This is a genomic window from Halocatena marina, from assembly GCF_023276375.1.
In the GTDB taxonomy this organism is placed as follows: domain Archaea; phylum Halobacteriota; class Halobacteria; order Halobacteriales; family Haloarculaceae; genus Halocatena; species Halocatena marina.
The window spans coordinates 2306315-2321892 of the sequence record NZ_JALLPK010000001.1; the positions used below are offsets into that span (position 1 = coordinate 2306315).

Sequence of the window (15578 nt, forward strand, 5' to 3'; positions counted from 1 at the left end):
GGCGGCCGCTCTACCAGAGAATATCTAGCGTACCACAGAAGAAAGAGACGATGCTGTTTGTGAACTCAAACAGCAATATCAGAAACAGCAACAGGCCGAGCATCAACGCAACAGCTGTCATATTAACTGATATTCAGTTCAGTTCTGAGAAACTCAACGACCCGTGCTGCGACTTTCTCAGTCTGGCCGACGAAGAAGTGATCGGCACGCATTCCCTCGACTGTGTCGTTCAATGCTCGCGCTCGCTCGACGATCGGTTCCCATTCAGCGGTCGAATCGCGTTCGCCGTAGACAATCTGGACAGGGCAATCGATGGCATCAAGAGCGTCCACGGCATCCAACTCTGAGATTCGTGACGCGGGAGCAAGGGCGCTGACACACGCCACGTCCATTTCGGCCCCAGCGAGGAGCGCGAGAGTACCGCCGAAGCTGAAGCCATACAGACCGACACGGTCGTACCGATCGCTCGCCCACCGAACGGCGTTCAGTGTATCCGTGTGCTCACCAACACCCTCGGCCCACTCACCGTAGTCGAATCGAAGCGAGGCAATACCACCATCTCCATTCCCATTCCCATTCCCGTTTTCGCGTGCGAGTTCGTTGCTGACTGTGGTCAGTCGGGCATCCGAGCGTGACCCACCCATCTGTGGATGGGGCGGACAGGCAACGACACAAGCTGTCGTCTCGGAACTGGAATCTGGGACGGTGAGTGTTCCCCGAACGTCGCGTGCGCCTCCCACGAGAACAGGTTCGTTCGGGCTCATCGCACCCTCCTGCCGGCAATTGAACTGTTCATAAATCATGTTGATGAGTACGTGCTTTAATAGGATGGGTCGTTATAGTCCAATTATGGGAATCCTTTCACGGACATCATACGTCATTCGCTCAAAAATCAACGCCCTCCTCAATCGCGCCGAAGATCCGTCGGAAACACTCGATTATTCCTACGAGCAGATGCGAGACGAGTTACAAGAGGTCAAGCAAGGCATCGCTGATCTCACCACACAGAAAAAGCGCCTCGAAATGCAGCGACGGCGTCTTGAAGAAAACATTAACAAACACAACGAACAGGCACGCGAAGCGGTTAATCAGGACCGCGAGGACCTCGCTCGTCGGGCATTAGAGAAGAAAAAGCAGAAGATGAACCAGATTGAGGACCTCGAAGGACAGATAGCGAACCTTCAGGAGACCCAAGATACTCTCGTCGATAAGAAAAACCAGCTCGAAAACCGTATCGAGGAGTTCCGCACGAAAAAGGAGTCGATGAAGGCACGCTACGAGGCTGCCGAAGCGTCTGCACGGGTCTCGGAAGCCATCACGGGAGCAGGTGACGAGATGGCAGACGTCTCTCAATCCATCGAACGAGCCGAAGAGCGAACCGAGGAAATGGAAGCCCGATCGGCTGCCCTCGATGAGCTGGAGGAGACGGGCGCGCTCGATAGTGCTCTCTCGGATAAAGACAGCATCGACCGAGAACTCGAAAACCTATCGAGTGACCGGGAAGTCGAGAAAGAACTCGAAACGCTCCGCTCAGACATGGGAAAGGAATCGGGAAACGGAAACAAAACCGAGAGTGAAACGGATTCCACCGTAGAAACTGAAACAGATTCTGACACGGAGAGTGCCGACCCAGAGGTTGAGGCCGAACTGGAAGAGCTGCGAGATGACGACTCGAATACGTGATGGGTGTCAGTTACAAATTCTGCGAACACTTGAAGAGATAACAGACCTGTTCGGTAAGCGATTGAGTGACCTGTTCTCGGTCGCTCAATCAGATGTCGAGCCTAAAATGTCCGGTTCGATTCGTTTCTGATCGCGTTCCTGTTGGAGGTGCGCCCTGAACGCCCCAATCTCGACATCGTTTTGTTCTCGTTCTTTTCGGTCACGGACAGAGATCGTTCCAGCTTCTTCTTCGGTGTCACCGACGATGAGCATGTACGGGACACGGTCATCGTGTGCTGTCTGAATCTTCTTTCCGACGGTCCACGAGCGGTCCTCGACGGTCACGCGGAACTCACCGAGTTCGGCTGCAATAGCCTGTGCATACTCGATATTGTCGTCAGAGACTGGCAGAATGCGGACCTGTTCGGGTGCAAGCCAGAGTGGAAACGTCCCGTTGAAGTGCTCGATAATGACGCCCATGAACCGCTCGAACGAGCCAAGCAGTGCGCGATGAATCATCACTGGCCGGTGTTCCTCGTTGTCTTCTCCGATGTACGTGAGATCGAGGCGTTCCGGGATGTTGAAATCGAGCTGGACGGTCCCGATCGTCCACTCACGCCCGAGCGCGTCCTTCGCGTTGATTCCGATTTTCGGGCCATAGAAGGCGGCTTCGCCCGCTTCAACATCATATGCGAGATCATCGGATTCGAGTGCATCACGCAGTGCGTCCGTCGCATCGCTCCAGATCTCGTCGCTTCCGATCGCGTTCTCGCCCTTTGTTTCCAGTTTGTAGAGCACTTCGAGGTCGAAGTTTCCATAGATGTCTTCGATACTACGAAGCGTCTCTGCGATTTCATCACGGATCTGGTCGGGACGGACGAACGCGTGACCGTCGTCTTGCGTCAAGCCACGAACACGAAGGAGACCAGAGAGTTCCCCCGACTGTTCGTTCCGGTAGACGGTGCCGAATTCAGAGAAGCGAATTGGTAAGTCGCGGTAAGAGTGTTGCTCGTTGGCGTAGATGGACGCGTGGTTCGCACAGTTCATCGGCTTGAGACCGTACTCTGTGTCGTCCTGTTCCCAGTTGAACATCTCACCTTCGGCGGTGAAGGTGTCGTAGTGTCCCGTCGGCTTCCAGAGTTTGGCCTTATTCAGTTCGGGCGTCCACACCTCTTCGTAGCCGAGTTCGTCGTTCTTATTCCGAATATAATCCTCCAACGCTCGACGGATCTTCATCCCGTTTGGGTGATAATGCGGACACCCGGGCGAATGATCCGGGATGGAAAACAGATCCATCTCACGGCCAATCTTGCGATGATCCCGCTCTTTGGCCTTCTCGCGCCGCGTGAGGAACGCATCGAGTTCGTCCTCGGATTCGAACGCCGTGCCGTAGACGCGTGTGAGACTCTCGTTTTCTTCCTCACCGCGCCAGTAGGCCGACGAGATTGAAAGGAGCTTGAACGCGCCGATCTCTCCCGTCGAGTCGACGTGTGGTCCCTTGCAGAGGTCTTCGAATTCGCCCTGCTGGTAGAACGAAACTGGATCTTCACCGGCCGCCTCAGTCTCCAGAATGTCGCGCTTGAACGGATTATCTTGGTAGAGTTCGAACGCTTCCGCTCGCGGATAAGAGAGTCGTTCGATCGGAATGTCTTCATCGATAATATCCTGAGCTTCGGTCTCGATTTGATCGAGTGCGCTCTCATCGAGATCGACACCGTAGATATCGTAGTAGAACCCATCGTCTGTCCACGGACCAATAGCGAGCTTCGCGTTGGGGTACAGGCGCAACAGCGCTTGTGCAAAGACGTGTGCTCCCGAGTGACGGAGCACATCAATGTACTCGTCGCTTCCATCTGTGACGATCTCGATACGCGCACCATCGTGAACAGGCGTGCGTGCATCCACGAGATCTCCGTCGATGACTCCGGCAACGGTGTCGCGTCCGAGACCCGCTCCGATCTCGTAGGCAACATCCTCGACCGTCGCGCCTTCCTCGACGGACAGTTGAGAATCGTCCGGTAAGATGACCGAAATAGCGTCCATATACGAGGAAACCGAGGATGGAGGATAAGTGTGTTGAGAGCGTCCGAACCGTTTCGTTTTAATCGTCGCTCGGGATGGCTGCTCGATCTATTGTTTCGGATTCTTGCCACTCAGTTGCAATTGTCTGGACCCGATCCATTGGAGTGGTCGTCTCGGTCTCAGTTTCGTCTGTGGATGGAACCACCCAATCGAGTTCATCGTCTGTGCGGGCAGCAAGCGCCACGGTTGGGAGCGTGACGAACTCGTGGGTTTCGCCGGTAATCGACGAATGCACTGTTCGTTGCTCGAATCCACCTTCGAGCGTCACACCGTTGTGCGAGGCCCACTGTCTGAACTCGGTGATGCGACGGCGGAGGGACGCCCCGGTATCAGTTCGAGCGACGGACGATCCAGTACTAATTCGCTCTCCCCACACGGTGACAGTGAAGTCCTTGATATACCCCTCAGCTGCGAACATATCGAGCCGATCGATGATCGATTCGACATGAACACCAGCACTAGATGAGAGTGACCGAACGTACAATTCTAGCGTTCTGGATGAGGTGGCTTCATCGGACATCTTGATTGTACACCACGGGATAAACGATTAAAAACGTTCGCTCTGTTCGATTCCCTGTCAATCCACACAACAAGATTCACTGGCTAGATATATATTCACACGATAATCGATGCCAATGATTGCGGACTCAAAAGCGTGACGGCCACCGGACGTTGCGATCACTCAGCGCCCGTCCCCGGTCGCTCAACCGTCGAGAGATCAATCACTCCACCCGGCATGGGGATACCGTCGTACGGATCGTCGGCCAAGAGAAGCGAGCCATCGAGATCAGCGTAGTCGACGAGTGGGGTGAGATGGCAGGCAGCTGCAATCGCCGCGTTTGTCTCGACCATACACCCGAGCATGACATCGAGACCGTGTGCACGAGCAGCGTTGATCATTTTGATCGCTTCGAGTGGGCCCGCACATTTCATGAGTTTGATAACGATGATGTCGGCTCTGTCTGCAACGCGAGGCACATCAGTAAGCGTCACACACGACTCATCAAGCGCAATTGGGACCGCTGAACGTTCGTGGACGAATCGAAGTCCCTCGGGGTTCGTTGCTGGGAGCGGCTGTTCGAGGAATTCGATGTCGTGGTCGGCAAGCATTTCGCTCATCTCGACCGCCTCGCGTGGCGTCCACGCTTCGTTCGCATCGACACGGATTCGAGCCTCGGGTGCAGCGTCCCGAACGGCTGCAACGATTTCTTCGTCTCGATCGGTTCCGAGTTTCGTTTTGAGGACTGAGTAACCATCTGCGACGGCCGTTCGCGCTTTCTCTGCCATCACGTCGGTCGCGTCGAGACCGACGGTGAACGAGGAGGTGATGGTTCGGTCCGGATCGAATCCGAACAGACGATAGAGCGGGAGATCGAGCCGTTTCCCGACGAGATCGCACAACGCAATCGAAATCGCGGCCTTTGCAGCCGGATTGTCCCCGACTCGGGCAGCTATCTCACGTTCGATCGCATTTCTGTTCAACGGATCATCCGCCTGCTCGACGATCGAGAGGAGATCAGGAAGCACGGCCTCAACGGTGTCGGGCGTTTCACCGTAATACTGCGATGGTGCCGCCGCACCAATCCCCGTGTGTTCGCCATCATCGATGCGAACGACGACGTTCTCGGCCGTTTTCGTCGTTTCTCGCGAGATGGTAAACGGATGGTCGAGTGGCAGGGCAACACGCTCGAACGTAGTGTTCAGGCTCATTGGTTCTCGATTACGTCTACGAGTTCGTCTGGATCGAATCTGACAGGGTCTGTTGCTGGAACACCGATCGCGTCTTCGTACGTAGCGATGTGCTCGCGCGCGTCTTCGGTGTCGGTCGAAGACGTATTGAGCGCGCCAGCGACGACCGGACAGGGATTGACCGGACGAGCGAGCGATTCGTAGAGATCAACGGTCTCTGAAACCGGGCGGAGAGGGAACGACTCGTATCCGTGAACAACCTCCTTATCGACCTCGTGGCAGAGGATCATTGCGTCGGGCATCGATCCGTGGAGAATACCGCACGTCACAGCCGAGTACGCGGGGTGCGAGATCGATCCCTGTCCTTCTACGAAGAGGTAATCGTGGTTCTTCCGCTCAAGCAGCATCTGCTCGACAGCACCAGCGGTAAAATCGCTCACGACACGGTCGATGACGATACCGCTTCCATCAACCATTACGCCTGTCTGTCCTGTCGGAACGAATCCAGCGTCGAGACCACGATCGCGTGCGGCCTGTACGAGTTCCATCGTCGTGGTCATCTTTCCAACAGAGCAGTCTGTCCCGACGGTGAGGACAACTGTCGCGTCGAGATCCCGAGCGACACCATCGCTCACCGATAGGTCGTCTGGTGAGCGGCGAACGTCCCAGATCTGGCAGTCGTTCTCCGATGCAAGACGAGCGAATTCGGTGTCTGTGGCGAGGAAGTGATGGAGACCAGCCCATACATCACAGCCGCGGGAAAGCGCACCAGTGACATCCGACCGCCACGTTTCCTCAAAGCCGCCGCCGATCGGTGCGATACCGATGACGAGCGCGTCGATCTCTGGTGTGTCACCGATGTTGGAAACGATGGGTGCTTCTTGTACGTCGGAAAGGTGATCACTCACCTGATCGCCAGCAGTGGCCCGGTCGATGACGGCCACAATGTCGTGTTCACCGTACCGGAGTAGTCCCTGAGCGGTCTTGGCCCGGCCGGGAAATGCTTCATGAGCTAGAATTGCTAGTCGCATACTCGCTCACTTGTTGTACGGGTAGTTAATTTGATTGTTCCTGTTTGTGCATTTCGTCCGACCATCGATAGTGAAAATTGAAAGTAGTGACAAATATTGCATAGATCCGTTATACAGAAGCTGTAGGTCGGATGGTCCGCTGTGGCTCGCTTTTGCAGGTTCGGCGGCTATTCGGTCGTCAGGCCTTCTGTTTCGACGCGCATGACAGCTTCACCATCAGGGAGATTTGGTGCGTCAACGAGCCGGACGACGCGTTTCGTGCCTTTGGAGTTGCGGAGATAGAGTCGAATGGTGGATTTGTGGCCGAGGATATTACCACCGATGGGCTTTGTCGGGTCGCCGAAATACGAGTCAGGATTGCTTTGGACCTGATTCGTCACAAGGACTGCGGCGTTGTAGAGCACGGCAAGCCGCGAGAGGTCGTGGAGATGTCGGTTGAGCTTCTGCTGGCGTTGGGCAAGTGTGCCACGTCCGACGTATTCGGCACGAAAGTGGCCGGTGAGTGAGTCGACGCAGATCAGTCGAACCGGCCATTCGGTCTCTTCGTGTTCAGCTGCGATCTCACGCGCTTTCTCGACCAGTAACATCTGGTGATCCGAGTTGAATGCCTTGGCGACGTGTATCTTGTCGAGCACTGCCTCGATGAGCAGATTCATCGCTGTCTCGTCGGTCGGATCGCCCGCAATGTCCCGTTGCTCCAGTAGGGCGGTGAGACGTTCCTCGGAGAGACCACGAACCATCTCCTCAATGCGTTCGGGGCGGAACGTGTCCTCGGAGTCGATGAAGACGGCCCGTCCGTCAAGGCCACCGTGCGCTTCAGGCAGTTGCGCGTTCACTGCGAGTTGGTGGGTCACCTGCGATTTTCCGACGCCGAATTCGCCGTACACTTCAGAAATCGACTGCGTTTCGATGCCACCCCCAATGAGGTCGTCGACCTCCTCAACCAGCCAGCGGAGTGAGCCGATCTTCTCGCGGTGGTCGAGAATGCTCGTGCCGCTTTTGAACCCACCGACGTCAGCCGCCTCGCGCGCAGCGTTGATGATGGTTGCCGCTGTATTCTCGCCGATGTCTACTGTATTCGAGAGTTCGCTCGGGCTGGCGACCGCGATCCCCTGATACGAGTCAAAGCCCGACTCGATAAGTTTGTCAGCGGTCGCGGGACCGACACTCGGGAGACGCTCTAAGTCCGCGGTTGCTGCCATGCACTGAGAAAGGTTCTACAAGAAGATAAGCCAGCGTCAATAGCACCGTGAAAGTGATATCGGCCAGAATGAAATGGCCGAAAACGGAGCCTAAATCCATTATGAGCGGTGTTGAGATCACTTTCAGTGGGTTGCTTACTGTCGCTTTTATCTGTCCTTCAATATATATTATATTTATATTTTAGTATAGAGAATTCACCTGTGTTCTCACAGACGGGAGCGTTCCGAGGACGAATCCTATGGCACTTGAATCAGCACGCAATCGGATCGGGAAACGACAGCCGCCGTGGATGATCCGTCTCACGACTGTCTCGGCTCTACTACAGACTTCCACAGTGACCGACACCTGCACTCGACGACAACGGCTATGTGTGGCACGGTCGATGGTTTCGGTGTGAATGTCACGATCATCGACTACGGCGTTGGAAACCTCCGAAGTCTCCAGCGCGGACTCGAACGCGCCGGTGCCGTGGTTTCGGTGTCCGACGATCCTGCGGTGATTTCGGACGCCGAATCTCTCGTTCTGCCCGGTGTTGGAGCCTTCGAAGAGTGTATGCGCAACTCCGAACCGTTTCACGACGTTCTCATCGAGAAGGCTGCCGATACGCCAATTCTCGGTATCTGCGTCGGGCTTCAGCTCATGTTCACCGAGAGTACGGAAGGCGCACCTGAGGGCGAGGTCGTGGAGGGTCTCGATCTTCTCGACGGGCGCGTCGAGCGCCTCCCCGATTCGGTGAACGTTCCGCACATGGGTTGGAACGAACTCACGGCCAAGCGTGAACACCCGCTTGTAGGAGGGATCACAGACAACGTGGCCACAGCGACATCACAAACAGACGGAGCTGTCGATTCCGTCGATGACCCGTACGTCTACTTTGTCCACTCGTACTGCGCTGCGGTGAGTAAACAGACAGTTGCGTCGTGCGAGTACGGCCGTAAGTTTACTGCCGTCGCTGCGAACGAGGCAGGCAACGTCATGGGAACACAGTTCCACCCTGAAAAGTCGGGGGAAGCGGGACTCCGCATCCTCCAAAACTTCGTTACCTACGCTCGAAGCACCACCAATGGCGGTCAACGATTACCAACTGAGCATTGATAGACGGTAAGAATACGCCAATACTATCGATGACCCTGTAAGATCGGTCTGTTTGTACGATTAGTATCGATCCCGAGTTCTATTTAGTACATAGCAATTTTGGACAGCAACATTTAATGTTCAAGAACCAATTTATTTTGTATGCCAAACAATCCCACCACATTCACGGATGACGATGGAGAGAGCGTGACGGTTATGTTCTACGAAGGTGGGGAATTCCAAGAACTTTTCCACGGCTCGGTCGACGAGCTATCGGACCGAATGGAACAACAGATAGCCACCGATCAACTCGGTTCACAGTCAGAGAGTAAGCTCGTGGTTTCGGGGCGAGATCGACAGTCATCCAACCAATAGGAGACGGATACGACGGATCGTCCGAGCAAGACACAGAGACACCGAGACACAGAGACACAGAGACATAGAACGATTAGTGATGGCTGTATGAGCGAATCAGCCAGACAGCTACCACACTCTGTCTCCACCAGTTCCAATGTCAGTCTAAATGCCCGCCGCAGCACCCATCTGCACGAGTTGGGCAGCATGATCAGCTTTCGCTAGCAGGACTTCGCGCAGGTTCGGCGGGGCTCGCAGACGCTCTTCGAGCATGGACTGTGGAACGGCCAGCGTTCGGTCAGGAATTCCGGATTCACCATGAACTGCGAGATGGCGAGTCCCGAGTTTCATGACGAGTGGATTATCGAGTCGTTCGACCCCAACACCAGAGGTATAGAGCTGCTCATTGACTTCCTCGTGCTGGTCGCGACGCATCACCGGACGGTCACCGTCGTACGGCTCGACGTACAGTCGACCGAAGTAGTACGCCCGAGAAAATGGTTCGAACATTCTTTCCACAGTAATATGTTAGTTATTCTCATTCATAAGTATTTGGCAGTACACTTATACAGACGCACAATCAGATAAGACTCTGACAAAGGAGTCGACATCACTTTATTCAAAGAGCATCAGAAAGAGGACATGATACCGGAGCGATGGGCACAGTATTATCTCGGAAATCCCCCTAGTCTTGTCTGGTTGCTGTTTGCCAACATCGTTGGCGTACTCGTCGGCGTTCGGTATTACGTCGAAACGATGCCTACCGTATCCACATTCGCGTGGCCGCTCTATGCCGACTCACCAACTGCCGTTTTTCTCGCTCTCTTGTCACTGACGACCCTCCTACCGAATCTCGGCTATCGGCTCCGAGACACACCGATGAATCTACCACTAGCGTATCTACACACGCTGGCGTTCGTTTGGCTCGTCAAGTATGGGCTCTGGACAGCCCTCGTCCTTAACCTTCAGTTTTCGGCGTACTATCCCGAACTCTGGGCGTACTTCGGCATTCTCATCACACATCTCCTCTTTGTCGGCGAAGCCTATCTCATCCCAAACTATGGAAAGACAACTCGGGGAGCACTCGTAGTTTCGCTGGTATTGTTACTCTTCAATGATTTTGTCGACTACTGGATTGGTGATTTTTTCGGATGTGTATTACTCAATTCAAACGGACTAGTCGGAAATGCTCTTGGTCGGTGTGATCTCTACCCACCCCTCCGTGTCGATCCCGGTGTTGTTTTGCCACTCCTAACTGTAGCGCTGTCAGTGCTTTCAGTCGCACTCGCAGCGCACTCATTTGACCGATTCAAACGGACTGTTTAGGCAAATTTAGCTAGCTATCTTCGACCGTTTATTCCGTGAACGGTGCGAACGGACGACTGTCCTTTTAAGTGTGGACGGAGACGAACAATCTAATGGATCGTCGCCTCACCGTCATCATATTGGTGATTGCCGTAGTAGCGACTACTGGAGCGACGCTGAGCACGGCGACAAGTAGCCAAACACAGCCGGAAAATGACAATTCTTCAATGGGAACGGCTGTCTCGTCGTTCATGCAGGTCAGCGTAGTGGAAGCCGATAGCACCGTCGAGCGAGAGATGTGGAGGACAGCGTTCGAAAATGCCGACAACAAATCAGAACGGTCCGCACTGCTCGAACAACGCTCGAACCGGCTTTCACAGGAACTCTCATCGATTCGCAATCAGCGTAGCCAGCTCAATGGCGGGGAGAACGGCGTTGGTCAGGCCCGTAACGCTGCTCTTAGTGCTCGATTGAGTGAACTCCGTAAATCTATCAGTAATGCGAGCCGGACTGCAAACAAATCGAATGTGCGTTCTTCGAAGCTCTCGACACTTCGAAAGGAGGCGTGCACTGTTAACGTATCAAACGCATCCACAACCGTCGATGTCTCTCCGGGCGGTAGTTCGGAACTAAATTGTCCACCAGGACTGTCCAACGGAAATGGTACCGCTGGAAACAACACGACGGAAACGCCCACCAACGGAAGTGGGAACGGCACCGTCGGAAACAACACGACGGAAACGCCCACTAACGGAAGCGAAAACGGAACTGTCGGAAACAACACAACGGAAACGCCCACTAACGGAAGCGGAAACGGAACTGTCGGAAACAACACGACGGAAACGCCTGGAACGGAGACACCACAGGATCCCAACAATCAGACAGAAACGCCAACAGAGGATCCAACAGGAACGGAGACACCACAAGAGACCGAGACACCGCCAGCCGGGACAGACACGCCAACGGCAGCACCCACGATTACAGATAATAATACGAGTTCGATAGACACACCGATTCGGATCACAACGACAGCAGAGAATAGCGGTATCAGTCTGTTGAACGTCGATTCACGTAAGACACACATGGCGAATCAGAGACCGAGACTCCAACGAAACCACTAGCCGACGGTCGGTGAGAGCGTCACGGTTTTCACTACGTATCGCTTACCTCAGGTTAATGGACTCCGCCGCGCTGCTCGACCTGTTGGGCAACGAGAATCGCCGGCGCATTCTCAGGCTTCTCGCGCGAAAGCCGTGCTATGTCACCGAAATCAGCGAATATCTCGGTGTCAGCCCAAAGGCCGTCATCGATCACCTGCGCAAGCTTGAGGAAGCCGGATTAGTCGAGTCTCGCGTCGACGACCAGCGAAGAAAATATTTCTCGATCGCCCGGAACCTCCGTCTCGAAGTAAATGTCTCTCCCTACGGATTCGGTACGAAAAGCGCCTATCCGGCCAGCCGAGGATTGGATATGACTCGGTGTCGATACCTCTCTATCGATATCGCCAACCCGGATCAAGCGGCCGAACTGGCCGAGCTCGCTCACGAACTGAAACGATTAGAAGATCTCTCTAGTGAGCTATCGCTAGCCCAACGGTGGGTTCAAGGGCGACTGACAGAAGTGATGGATGGTATTTCCCGCCGGATCCACGACGAACCGACGCTTGGAGCGCCGGAAGGCGATGATGCTCGCTTCTACGCCGAAGTGTTGTCCGCGCTCGCCAACGGTGCAGACCATATCGAGCAGATCAGCCACAACGTTGATGCATCACCAGAACTCGTCGAAGATGCGCTTCTCCATCTCGCTCAACACGGCGTCATCGAACGTGAGGACAGTCGCTGGCGCTTGGTCGAGTGATCATCAATCTCACTCAATCTCTTTTGTCAGTCCGCCTCGAAGATCTCGGCCGAAGTAGTAGCCGAGAAGCGCGACGACCGCACCGATTGCCGCTCCTGCACCGACGAATTCGATTCCGAAACGACCGACTACGGCGAGCGTAAGATAGTTCGAAAGCATGCTCGCGCCTGAGGCTACTGCGCCTGCAAGACCGACTTCGAGATATCGCCGCTCGCTACTGAATCCTCCAAGCGCGAACGCGACACCGAAGACACCGATGAGACCGGTTGCGGGGATGATTGGGATGGCTCCAGCAATGAACAGCGCAATTGTGGTAAGGACGAGAGAAACAAGAAAATACCGCGGAGAGAACATCTGGCGGGCGGTATCGACGGCGCGAGTGCGGCGGGACGCAGACTTCGTTTCGGGCTGAGTGGAGGTCTCCTCTTCTACCTCGCGGAGGAGTTCGTCGGTGCGACTCATGGACGAAGACACGAGTCGAAGATATATTTCCTTTGTCCCGAGTGCAGCGTCTCGGCCCATAGCGCAGTCGAATGGAAAGCGTTGGAGTGAGGAGTGGTATCGAAAAATGAATCCAAAACGAGAGAGCGAGGAACGATAGTATTGAGGTTATCGATCCCAGAGATGCACTATGGACTCAGGGGACCGCATTCGCGTCGAGCGTAGTGGTGAGCAGTACGAGGGAGTTTGTATGCCCTCGACAACGGAAGATCACGTCGTCTTGAAGCTCGATGGCGGGTACAACATCGGTATCGAGCGTGAAGAGAGCCACGTCGAAGTGCTCGATTCGGGCGTCTACGACATCGATAGCGAAGTTGATGGTGATGAATCATCCGTCGTCGAGATCGATCCCGACCTCCCGACAATCTCGCTCATCTCTACGGGTGGAACCATCGCGTCGACCGTCGATTACCGGACCGGTGCAGTCACGTCTCAGTTCGACGCTGAGGACGTATTGCGTGCAGTGCCGGATCTGGCTGGACGGGCCAACTATCGGGGACGGGTCGTTGCCAATATTCTGAGCGAGAATATGACGCCCGAGATCTGGCAGGATCTTGCGTGGGCCGTCCACGATGAGATCGAGAACGGCGCGGACGGCGTCGTTGTCATGCACGGCACGGACACGATGCAGTACACTGCGTCTGCGCTTGCGTTCATGCTCGATACACCCGTTCCGATCGTTTTTACTGGCAGCCAGCGCTCTGCGGACCGACCATCCAGCGACAACGTGATGAACGCAGTCTGTGCGGTTGAGGCGGCCATGTCCGACTGCGCCGAGGTGTTGGTGTGTATGCACGCGACCGAGAATGATACGAGGTGTGCGCTTCACCGAGGGACCCGTGTCCGGAAGGATCACACCTCGCGCCGGAATGCTTTCGAAACGATTGGAAACGAACCGCTTGGTGAGGTAGAGTATGCGACCGAGACCGTCACATTCCAGCAGCCGTACGACGAACGAGGATCGACCACGCTCGATATCGCTCCCGATCTCGAAACCGATGTCGAGTTGCTCAAGAGCACACCCGGTATGGATGGAGCGTTTCTCGATCTCTGTGACGGAAAGGCAGGGATTGTCATCGAAGGAACAGGGCTCGGACACATCAATACAAAGTTCATCGATCACATTGCGCGACTGACCGACGACGGCACAGCGGTCGTGATGACGAGTCAGTGTCTCGATGGGCGGGTTTGCGATCGCGTCTACGATACGGGACGCGATCTACTCGAAGCGGGCGTTATCGAGGGTGAAACCATGCTCCCCGGTACCGCGATGGTGAAACTGATGTGGACACTCGCCAACCGCTCGTCCGTACGAGAAACGATGCAAACATCGCTCGCAGGAGAGATAACCGAGCGATCAGTACCGTGGACGTGAACAGCGTGAGCAGCGTGAACCACCAACTAACCATTAGGCCGGTACGAGCAGACGACTACGAACAAGTCGCGGCGTTTACTCGAAACACGTGGGAAGAGCGAGACAGCAGCGATTACATTCCACACGTCTTTCACGATTGGATCGCCGACGACGGCGGTCAAAAACGAACAGTTGTTGCCGACGCCGGTGAGGAGATCGCTGGTATCTGTCAGGCAGTCATGCTCTCATCACACGAGGCATGGGCGCAGGGAATGCGCGTCAATCCGGCGTTTCGTGGACAAGGCGTGAGTTCCGCTCTCAACGAGGCGCTCTTTGTGTGGGCGAGCGAACAGGGCGCAACCGTCTGCCGGAACATGGTGTTCTCGTGGAACGCCGCCGGGCTCGGTGGATCACGCAGTGTTGGTTTCGAACCGATCACGGAGTTCCGGTGGGCGCATCCAACACCCGAACAAGATCCAGATCAAGATCCAGAACCCGAAGCCAGTACTGTGACTGGCGCTCCTTTCGCTATCTCATCGGAATTGCGTGTCGAATCTGATCCTGCTGTGGCGTGGAGCTATTGGACGGACAGTGCTGCTCGTGAGCATCTCGGTGGGTTGGCGCTCGATTTGGACGAGTCGTGGGCTCTCTCTGAACTCACGAGAGCAAATCTCAGCCGTGCGGCGGACGAGACGTCTGTGTTCGCTGTCGTGGGGGATGAAGTGCGTGGAATGGCGTACCGAACCCGAACCTACGAACGAGAGAACGACGATGGAAAAACGGAGCTGTTTGCCGAGTACGGCGTCGGTGCGTGGGACGATCTTGCGGCTGCACGATCACTATTTGCTGCGATTAGCGCTGACGCTGCCGACGTGCAAGCCGACCGCACGCGTGTTCTCATCCCTGAGACAGTACAGTACGTCTCTGATGCAGCGTGGCTTCGGGCCGGAATCAGCGATGAGCCGGATTTCGTCCTCGGAGCCGATCTGAGCGCACATAGGTTCTGACTACCGTTCTCAGTCGCGTCACTTCACCAGTCAACTGTCAGGTTTTAACTCACCGGCCTCTGAACCTACGGACATGGATGTCGAAGCGTTCTTCGAGGAGATGCCGTTTGCGAAACTGCTCGGTATTGAGGTGACGGAAACGAACGACGGACACGCAGAAGGATGGATCGAGATGCGCGAGGACCTTTCGTGGAACCAAGATCGGGTTATGGCCCACGGTGGAGTGACGTTCACACTCGCTGACACTGTCGGTGGGGCCGCGCTCGTCTCTCTCGTTGACCAACCTGTCCCGACCATCGACATGCGAATCGATTACCTGAGCGCTGGCACTGGTGATCTCCACGCGGTGGCTGATGTCGTTCGATGCGGGAGCGATGTCGGCGTGGTCGATGTCGATGTCTACGCCGAAGACGACACACACCTCGCGGACGCACGAGGAGTGTACAAAACAGGATAACG

18 protein-coding genes are annotated in these 15578 nt (G+C 55.3%); 10 read left to right on the forward strand and 8 right to left on the reverse strand.

Annotation, left to right across the window (positions count from 1 at the left end):
* Window positions 1–122 precede the first annotated feature (122 nt).
* Complete coding sequence (locus MW898_RS10425) at window positions 123–764, reverse strand: dienelactone hydrolase family protein (protein WP_248906988.1); 642 nt, start codon at window positions 762–764, stop codon at window positions 123–125.
* 85 nt (window positions 765–849) lie between these two features.
* Here MW898_RS10425 and MW898_RS10430 point away from each other — a divergent pair, with 85 nt between their 5' ends.
* Window positions 850–1683 (forward strand): PspA/IM30 family protein, encoded by an 834-nt coding sequence (locus MW898_RS10430; RefSeq protein WP_248906990.1) that lies wholly within the window; start codon window positions 850–852, stop codon window positions 1681–1683.
* Between the two features lie 84 nt (window positions 1684–1767).
* On the opposite strand, the gene thrS is transcribed toward MW898_RS10430, so the two are convergent.
* The 5 genes from thrS to radA form a co-directional block, all read right to left on the reverse strand.
* The gene (thrS, locus tag MW898_RS10435; protein WP_248906992.1) at window positions 1768–3705 is read right to left on the reverse strand and encodes a threonine--tRNA ligase; all 1938 of its coding nucleotides are present in this window, start codon (window positions 3703–3705) and stop codon (window positions 1768–1770) included.
* 58 nt (window positions 3706–3763) lie between these two features.
* Window positions 3764–4264 carry an HTH domain-containing protein gene (locus MW898_RS10440; RefSeq protein ID WP_248906994.1) on the reverse strand — a complete coding sequence of 167 codons (501 nt, stop codon included), beginning with the start codon at window positions 4262–4264 and terminating at the stop codon, window positions 3764–3766.
* Window positions 4265–4422: 158 nt separating this feature from the next.
* Entirely contained in the window at window positions 4423–5454 is a 1032-nt protein-coding gene (locus MW898_RS10445; RefSeq protein WP_248906996.1) for a dipeptide epimerase, read from the reverse strand.
* Window positions 5451–6464 (reverse strand): N-acetyltransferase DgcN family protein, encoded by a 1014-nt coding sequence (locus MW898_RS10450; protein ID WP_248906998.1) that lies wholly within the window; start codon window positions 6462–6464, stop codon window positions 5451–5453. Before MW898_RS10450 ends, MW898_RS10445 begins: the two co-directional genes overlap by 4 nt.
* Before the next feature lie 167 nt (window positions 6465–6631).
* On the reverse strand, window positions 6632–7666 hold the full coding sequence (gene radA / locus MW898_RS10455) for a DNA repair and recombination protein RadA (RefSeq protein ID WP_248907000.1): 1035 nt from the start codon (window positions 7664–7666) through the stop codon (window positions 6632–6634).
* A gap of 239 nt (window positions 7667–7905) precedes the next feature.
* Between radA and MW898_RS10460 the strand changes: the two genes are divergently transcribed.
* The 3 genes from MW898_RS10460 to MW898_RS10470 all read left to right on the forward strand — a co-directional run bounded on the left by MW898_RS10460 (window position 7906) and on the right by MW898_RS10470 (window position 9116).
* Complete coding sequence (locus MW898_RS10460) at window positions 7906–8064, forward strand: hypothetical protein (RefSeq protein WP_248909817.1); 159 nt, start codon at window positions 7906–7908, stop codon at window positions 8062–8064.
* Window positions 8061–8762 carry an imidazole glycerol phosphate synthase subunit HisH gene (hisH, locus tag MW898_RS10465; protein ID WP_368409068.1) on the forward strand — a complete coding sequence of 234 codons (702 nt, stop codon included), beginning with the start codon at window positions 8061–8063 and terminating at the stop codon, window positions 8760–8762. The genes MW898_RS10460 and hisH overlap by 4 nt, the downstream gene beginning before the upstream one ends.
* A gap of 141 nt (window positions 8763–8903) precedes the next feature.
* The gene (locus MW898_RS10470; RefSeq protein ID WP_248907004.1) at window positions 8904–9116 is read left to right on the forward strand and encodes a hypothetical protein; all 213 of its coding nucleotides are present in this window, start codon (window positions 8904–8906) and stop codon (window positions 9114–9116) included.
* A 144-nt stretch (window positions 9117–9260) separates the two neighbouring features.
* On the opposite strand, the gene MW898_RS10475 is transcribed toward MW898_RS10470, so the two are convergent.
* Window positions 9261–9605 carry a DUF5802 family protein gene (locus MW898_RS10475; protein WP_248909751.1) on the reverse strand — a complete coding sequence of 115 codons (345 nt, stop codon included), beginning with the start codon at window positions 9603–9605 and terminating at the stop codon, window positions 9261–9263.
* Between the two features lie 132 nt (window positions 9606–9737).
* On the opposite strand from MW898_RS10475, the gene MW898_RS10480 reads away from it, so the two are divergent.
* The 3 genes from MW898_RS10480 (at window position 9738) to MW898_RS10490 (ending at window position 12257) form a co-directional block, all read left to right on the forward strand.
* On the forward strand, window positions 9738–10421 hold the full coding sequence (locus MW898_RS10480; RefSeq protein ID WP_248907007.1) for a DUF1405 domain-containing protein: 684 nt from the start codon (window positions 9738–9740) through the stop codon (window positions 10419–10421).
* Between the two features lie 92 nt (window positions 10422–10513).
* The gene (locus MW898_RS10485; RefSeq protein WP_248907008.1) at window positions 10514–11521 is read left to right on the forward strand and encodes a hypothetical protein; all 1008 of its coding nucleotides are present in this window, start codon (window positions 10514–10516) and stop codon (window positions 11519–11521) included.
* Between the two features lie 55 nt (window positions 11522–11576).
* A complete protein-coding gene (locus MW898_RS10490; RefSeq protein ID WP_248907010.1) occupies window positions 11577–12257 on the forward strand; it encodes an ArsR/SmtB family transcription factor in 681 nt (226 codons plus the stop codon).
* Between the two features lie 9 nt (window positions 12258–12266).
* Here the strand turns inward: MW898_RS10490 and MW898_RS10495 are convergent, their stop codons facing one another.
* The gene (locus tag MW898_RS10495; RefSeq protein WP_248907012.1) at window positions 12267–12719 is read right to left on the reverse strand and encodes a DUF8526 domain-containing protein; all 453 of its coding nucleotides are present in this window, start codon (window positions 12717–12719) and stop codon (window positions 12267–12269) included.
* Window positions 12720–12888: 169 nt separating this feature from the next.
* Here MW898_RS10495 and gatD point away from each other — a divergent pair, with 169 nt between their 5' ends.
* From gatD to MW898_RS10510, 3 genes are all read left to right on the forward strand, one after another.
* Window positions 12889–14133 carry a Glu-tRNA(Gln) amidotransferase subunit GatD gene (gatD, locus tag MW898_RS10500; RefSeq protein ID WP_248907013.1) on the forward strand — a complete coding sequence of 415 codons (1245 nt, stop codon included), beginning with the start codon at window positions 12889–12891 and terminating at the stop codon, window positions 14131–14133.
* A 14-nt stretch (window positions 14134–14147) separates the two neighbouring features.
* On the forward strand, window positions 14148–15119 hold the full coding sequence (locus tag MW898_RS10505; protein ID WP_248909752.1) for a GNAT family N-acetyltransferase: 972 nt from the start codon (window positions 14148–14150) through the stop codon (window positions 15117–15119).
* 73 nt (window positions 15120–15192) lie between these two features.
* A complete protein-coding gene (locus MW898_RS10510) occupies window positions 15193–15576 on the forward strand; it encodes a PaaI family thioesterase (RefSeq protein ID WP_248907014.1) in 384 nt (127 codons plus the stop codon).
* Window positions 15577–15578 lie beyond the last annotated feature (2 nt).

What these genes read in the sequence shown, in the direction of transcription:
- MW898_RS10510 (WP_248907014.1), top strand. Translation starts at nt 15,193, where the DNA reads ATGGATGTCGAAGCGTTCTTCGAGGAGATGCCGTTTGCGAAACTGCTC.
- MW898_RS10480 (WP_248907007.1), top strand. Translation starts at nt 9,738, where the DNA reads ATGATACCGGAGCGATGGGCACAGTATTATCTCGGAAATCCCCCTAGT.
- MW898_RS10495 (WP_248907012.1), bottom strand. Translation starts at nt 12,719, where the DNA reads ATGAGTCGCACCGACGAACTCCTCCGCGAGGTAGAAGAGGAGACCTCC.
- MW898_RS10475 (WP_248909751.1), bottom strand. Translation starts at nt 9,605, where the DNA reads ATGTTCGAACCATTTTCTCGGGCGTACTACTTCGGTCGACTGTACGTC.
- MW898_RS10490 (WP_248907010.1), top strand. Translation starts at nt 11,577, where the DNA reads ATGGACTCCGCCGCGCTGCTCGACCTGTTGGGCAACGAGAATCGCCGG.
- MW898_RS10485 (WP_248907008.1), top strand. Translation starts at nt 10,514, where the DNA reads ATGGATCGTCGCCTCACCGTCATCATATTGGTGATTGCCGTAGTAGCG.
- MW898_RS10430 (WP_248906990.1), top strand. Translation starts at nt 850, where the DNA reads ATGGGAATCCTTTCACGGACATCATACGTCATTCGCTCAAAAATCAAC.
- thrS (WP_248906992.1), bottom strand. Translation starts at nt 3,705, where the DNA reads ATGGACGCTATTTCGGTCATCTTACCGGACGATTCTCAACTGTCCGTC.
- MW898_RS10450 (WP_248906998.1), bottom strand. Translation starts at nt 6,464, where the DNA reads ATGCGACTAGCAATTCTAGCTCATGAAGCATTTCCCGGCCGGGCCAAG.
- MW898_RS10425 (WP_248906988.1), bottom strand. Translation starts at nt 764, where the DNA reads ATGAGCCCGAACGAACCTGTTCTCGTGGGAGGCGCACGCGACGTTCGG.
- gatD (WP_248907013.1), top strand. Translation starts at nt 12,889, where the DNA reads ATGGACTCAGGGGACCGCATTCGCGTCGAGCGTAGTGGTGAGCAGTAC.
- radA (WP_248907000.1), bottom strand. Translation starts at nt 7,666, where the DNA reads ATGGCAGCAACCGCGGACTTAGAGCGTCTCCCGAGTGTCGGTCCCGCG.
- MW898_RS10445 (WP_248906996.1), bottom strand. Translation starts at nt 5,454, where the DNA reads ATGAGCCTGAACACTACGTTCGAGCGTGTTGCCCTGCCACTCGACCAT.
- MW898_RS10440 (WP_248906994.1), bottom strand. Translation starts at nt 4,264, where the DNA reads ATGTCCGATGAAGCCACCTCATCCAGAACGCTAGAATTGTACGTTCGG.
- MW898_RS10460 (WP_248909817.1), top strand. Translation starts at nt 7,906, where the DNA reads ATGGCACTTGAATCAGCACGCAATCGGATCGGGAAACGACAGCCGCCG.
- MW898_RS10470 (WP_248907004.1), top strand. Translation starts at nt 8,904, where the DNA reads ATGCCAAACAATCCCACCACATTCACGGATGACGATGGAGAGAGCGTG.